General features: G+C 72.0%; 4 protein-coding genes and 1 tRNA gene. 4 read left to right on the top strand and 1 reads right to left on the bottom strand.

Annotated features, from left to right (window positions below; genetic code table 11):
* Positions 1-93 precede the first annotated feature (93 nt).
* The 3 genes from FJ251_13540 to FJ251_13530 all read left to right on the top strand — a co-directional run bounded on the left by FJ251_13540 (position 94) and on the right by FJ251_13530 (position 1,489).
* Positions 94-699, top strand: coding sequence for a hypothetical protein (locus FJ251_13540; GenBank protein MBM4118728.1), 606 nt, complete (start codon positions 94-96; stop codon positions 697-699).
* Between the two features lie 48 nt (positions 700-747).
* Positions 748-834: transfer RNA gene (locus tag FJ251_13535), tRNA-Leu, on the top strand.
* Positions 800-1,489 carry a phosphatase PAP2 family protein gene (locus FJ251_13530; protein ID MBM4118727.1) on the top strand — a complete coding sequence of 230 codons (690 nt, stop codon included), beginning with the start codon at positions 800-802 and terminating at the stop codon, positions 1,487-1,489. The genes FJ251_13535 and FJ251_13530 overlap by 35 nt, the downstream gene beginning before the upstream one ends.
* Here the strand turns inward: FJ251_13530 and FJ251_13525 are convergent.
* Positions 1,470-2,384 carry a hypothetical protein gene (locus FJ251_13525; GenBank protein ID MBM4118726.1) on the bottom strand — a complete coding sequence of 305 codons (915 nt, stop codon included), beginning with the start codon at positions 2,382-2,384 and terminating at the stop codon, positions 1,470-1,472. The two genes, FJ251_13530 and FJ251_13525, sit on opposite strands and share 20 nt — an antisense overlap.
* A 364-nt stretch (positions 2,385-2,748) precedes the next feature.
* Between FJ251_13525 and FJ251_13520 the strand changes: the two genes are divergently transcribed.
* A partial coding sequence (locus FJ251_13520) for a hypothetical protein (protein ID MBM4118725.1) occupies positions 2,749-4,739 on the top strand: 1,991 nt, incomplete at its 3' end.

The following is a 4,739-nucleotide window of genomic DNA, read 5'->3' as shown; positions in this document are numbered from 1 at the left end:
AAAATGAAGAACATCCAGAGCGACACGGCCATGCGCGACTCGATCGCCGGCGACGAGAAGACCGACGGCGAGAAGAAGCCCGGGAGCTAGGCCGTGAACCTGGACTCGCTGCTCGTTCTCATCCTCATCATGACGCTGCCGGGGCTCCTCCGGCGGCTCATCGGGCAGAAGAAGGCGGCGCCGCCCCCGGCGGGGCGGCGCCGGCCGCCGCGCGAGGCGCCGCCGCCCGTCGCCGAGGCCGAGCTGCCCGACTGGCTGCAGGATCTGGCCGAGAAGCTGGGCGCTCCGGCGGGGGACAAACCCGCCGCGCCAGCGCCTCCCGCCCGCACGCAGCGGCCGCGCTTCGAGGAGGAGGGCCTGCGCGACGCCGAGGCGCGCCCGGATGCGCAGGAGCCCGAGCGGCGGCTGGCGGAGGTCGGCGAGTGGGACCTGAAGCCGGATGCCGACTGGCAGCGCTTCGCAGCCGAGGAGGAGCAGCGGCGGGCGGCGGCCGTATCGCAGCTCCGCGACTGGGAGCAGCGCGAGGCGGCGGCCGCCGCTCCCTTGCCCCTCGCAGCGCCCGCGGTGACGCCGCCGCTGCGCAGCCCGCGCCACGTCGTGCCGCTCGGCCGGCAGGGCTGGCGGCGCGCCATCGTCCTCGCGGAGGTCCTGGGTCCGCCCCGGGCTCTCGCGCCCTGGCGCGAGGCGGGCGGTCGCTAGGGCGAGCGGCTTGACAGCCGCGGAGCGGCTGCTATGCTGCCCGGCGCCGCCGGAGTGGTGAAATCGGTAGACGCAGGGGACTCAAAATCCCCCGCCAGCAATGGCATGTCGGTTCGAGCCCGACCTCCGGCACCTGATCGCCGCCTGCGGGCGCCCGCCGCCCCCATCGCCCAGCCCGGAGGGACAGCGCGTGGAGCGCCTGCTCGCCCTCGACCAAGCGCTCTTCCTGGCCCTCAATGCGCGGGACTGGCCGGTCTGGCTGGACGCCTTCTTCGTCTTCATCACCCGCGACGAGCCCCTGCGTGTCCCCCTGATCGCCCTCTGGCTCCTGATCCTGCTCGTCTGCGGGCCGCGCTGGCGGTTGCGAGCGATCTGGCTGCTGCCCCTTGTCGCGCTCAGCGATTGGAGCGCCAGCCAGCTGCTCAAGGACGCCTTCGCGCGGCCCCGGCCCTGCCACGACAGCCTCGCGGGCCTGCGGCTGCTCGTCGACTGCGGGCCGGGCTTCAGCTTCCCCAGCTCCCACGCGGCGAACATGGGCGCTGTCGGCACCCTACCGGCGCTCGGCGCCCGCGGCTGGCGGCGCCGCTTCGCGGTGCTCGCCCTGCCGCTGCTCGTCGCCTACAGCCGCGTGCACGTGGGCGTGCACTACCCGCTCGACGTCCTGGGTGGCTGGCTCTGGGGAAGCGCGCTCGCGCTGAGCATCGAGTGGCTGGGCCGCCGCTCGCCGCGCCTGCGCCTGAGCGCGGCCGCCGCGCGCGCCCAAGCGGCCGCTAGCGATACAGGGACTTGACCGCGCTGAAGCTCGTCGACGCCGCGGCTGTGGTCGCGCAGCCCCCGTAGGCGCCGATCAGGCCGCAGTCCGGGTTGTTCTCGGGCAGGCAGGGCGAGTCGGGCTCGAGCCGGCAGTCGGCCAGCTCGAAGCCGCAGTAGCGCGGATCGGCGATGAAGTTGCCATCCCCGCTCTGCCCGCAGGTGCTCCCGTTGTTGCAGGCGAAGCGCGCCGTCACCCCGGCCCCGCAGACGACATCCTCCAGGATGCAGTTGCTGATGTCGGCCGCACAATCGGCGAGCACCAGGGAGCGCCCCCCGCAGCAGCCGGCATTGGCGGCGAAGGTGCAGTGGGCGATGCGCTGCGGCTGGCCGCCCGGGCTCGCGCCCGCGATGTGCAGGGCCGCACCGCTGCCGCTCGAGGCGTAGTTGGCGTAGAAGAGACAGTTCTCCAGGTCGAGTCCCGCCTGCACGGCGTAGATCGCGCCGCCATCCGCCGCCGCCGCGTTGCGCAGGAAGCGCAGGTCGCGCAAGGTCAGCTGAGCGCCCGCGACCGAAAGGCCCCCGCCCCGCACCCCGAAGCCGTCTCTGAGGCTGAGGTTCTCAATCGTGACGGCACCGTCCCCGGCCACGCTGAGAATCTGGTGCATGTAGGCGCCCGAGAGCTCGGTGTCTTCGGGGCGGGCACCGCCCCCCCGCAGCGTGATGCCGACCGACACCTCGAGGGAGACCCCTTCGGCATGGCGCCCCGGCGCGATGAGCACCAGGTCGCCCGGCTGCGCCAGCGCCAGCGCGCCTCGGATGGACCCGGCCGAGCCGGGGGCATGGATCAGCGCGGCCTGAGCCGGCAGGGCGGTCAGGAGCGCCGCCAGCAGCGAAGCGAGGCGCAGGGCGAGAGGCCTGGCGGGAGGGTACACCCGGTTTCCTTTCTCCGACTGGGCTGGTCGGGGCATCGCGGCCCGGGCCGCCGCGCCGGCGGCGGGGGAGCTTCAAAGCTAAGCGGATTCGCGGCGTCATGCAAATGGAGAGCACTCGGCCGGATGGCCCGCGCGCCGGCGGGGCGGCCCAGACCTTCCCGCCGCTTCCGATCCCTCCGCGTCTTCCTCCTCAAGACCTTGCAAGAACGAGACTTCCTCGATGGCATATGGGTTGCAGTCCGGCTGGCCGTGTGCCCTCGCCGCGCGCTGCCGTCCGCGCCGAGGGATTGCAGGGAGCAGGTGGCACTCGCGCGCCGACTCGAGCGGCGTGCGATCCCAACCGCATCGCCGTCGGAGGCATCCAATGCCGCAGCGAACCCCGGCTCGCCCCGTGCAGGCCGCCCTCCTCGCCCTCCTGATGACCGGGCTCGGCGCCGGCGCCGCCGGCGCCTGGACCTACACCGAGCTCACGGTCGTCAACGCCGTGATGGTCGACGGCAATCCGGCCGTCACCATCGGGCAGGGCTTCAGCGTGCGGGTGCGCGCGATGAATGCCGGCGGCACCGTGGACACCAACGTCAACGCCCTGCTCTTCGAGCTCTACACCACGCACAGCGCCACCTTGCCGCCCGCGCGCTACATCGTCAACGGCGAGGTGCAATTCGACAACGTCGTCTTCAATGCGCCGGGCACCGGCATCCAACTCGAGGCGCGCGCGGTCGACGACATCACCGCTCCGAAGGGGTACGAGTGGATCAACGCCTACCCCTTCGTCGACCATTTCAACGTCGGCGTGCCCGGCGGCGACAAGTGGGTGGGCCAGGACATCGCGATCACCCTCACCGCCGTCGACGCCTACGGCGTGGCGATCGCGAATTTCGCCGACGACGTCACCCTGCGCGCCGCCGTCGGCAACCTGGGCCCCGGCCCCACGCAGCTCGTCAGCGGCAGCCTCTTCGACCACGGCCAGGCCGTGGTGCCCGTCCGCTTCCTGGGGACCCACATCCTCACCCAGTCGAACACGCTGACGGCGACCGGCGGGCGCATCTATCCCGGCCAACCGAGCTATCCGCAGGGCAGCGCGGCGGTGACGCCGCTCTGGCCCGCCGCGCTCGAGGGCATCGTGCTCGTCCTGCCGGGCGAGACCCTGACGCCGGGTGTGCCGCCGGGCAAGAGCGGCACCCCGACGGCCCAGCTCGCGGGCATTCCCTTCAGCGGCACGGTCTACGCGGTGGACGCCTGGTGGAACCCCGTGCGCGAGACCGACCCCGGCCTGCCCTTCACGCTGAGCTACGCCAGCTCCGACGGCCACGGCAGCGTGCAGCTGCCGCCCGGCGGCCTGATGAACGACAACATGCTCGCCGATCAGGTCTTCCGCCTGATCACGGCCGCCACGCACAGCGTGACCGCCACGGCCAGCGGCAGCATCGCGGACATCAGCAACAGCTACCTGACGGTGCAGCCGCAGAGCCTCGACCACTTCGAGTTCAACTACGCGATCTGGGACACCCTGGACGTGCAGGTGACCACGCAGGCCTTCGACGTGCGCGTCACGGCCCGCGACTTCTACGAGAACCGCTTCCCCTTCAACGGCCCCGTTTCGCTGCGCGTGCGCTACGGCACCGAGGAGAGCGAGGACTACATCCTGGCCAGCACGAACACTTTCGTGGGCGGCGAGCTGGACACGGACATCCAGGTGACGCGCCGCTTCTTCGCCTGCGCGCTCGTCTGCGACAGCGGCGGCAGCGCCGCCTCCACCAGCGGCAGCTTCCGCGTCGATCCGGGGCCGCTGGAGAGCTTCCTCGTCACGCTGCCAGGGCAGACCTATGCGCCCGGCCTGAGCACGCCGGGCTTCACCGGCAACCTCGGCACGCCCAACCCGACGACGGCCGGACTCGTCGTGACGCCCGTCGTCGTGCGCCCGGTGGATCGCTACTTCAACATGGTCGGCGGCAACCACTTCGTCGGCGCGAGCAGCGGCGATGGCTACTTCCAATTGCCCGCCTTCGCCGACAACAACTTCACTGTCACCAACGCCACTAGCATCGACGTCATCTTCCGCACGCGGGGCAGCCGCACGCTGACGATCACCAGCTCCCAGGGCGTGAGCGGCACCAGCAGCGCGATCCAGGTCTCCCCCGCCGCCTATGCGCGCCTGGCCGTGGTGGCGCCGGGCGAAACGCTCGCCCCCGGCATCTTCGACACCATCGAGTCCGACGGCAAGCTCGGCACGCCCCAGTATCAGGACGCGGGCGTGCCCTTCGGCGTCAGCGTGGTCGCCACGGACAGCTACTGGAACCCGGTGGCCGCCAACGACCCCACCTTCCCGGTGCGCCTCCAGTTCTCGAGCTCCCC

The organism is bacterium, from assembly GCA_016873475.1.
Taxonomy (GTDB): Bacteria; Krumholzibacteriota; Krumholzibacteriia; order JACNKJ01; family JACNKJ01; genus VGXI01.
Note: the sequence above shows the minus strand (reverse complement) of the source record. Positions and strands in the feature narration are given on the sequence as shown.

Bases quoted from the DNA above. Each gene is read 5' to 3' on its own strand.
- FJ251_13530 (MBM4118727.1), top strand. From the start codon at position 800: ATGGCATGTCGGTTCGAGCCCGACCTCCGGCACCTGATCGCCGCCTGC.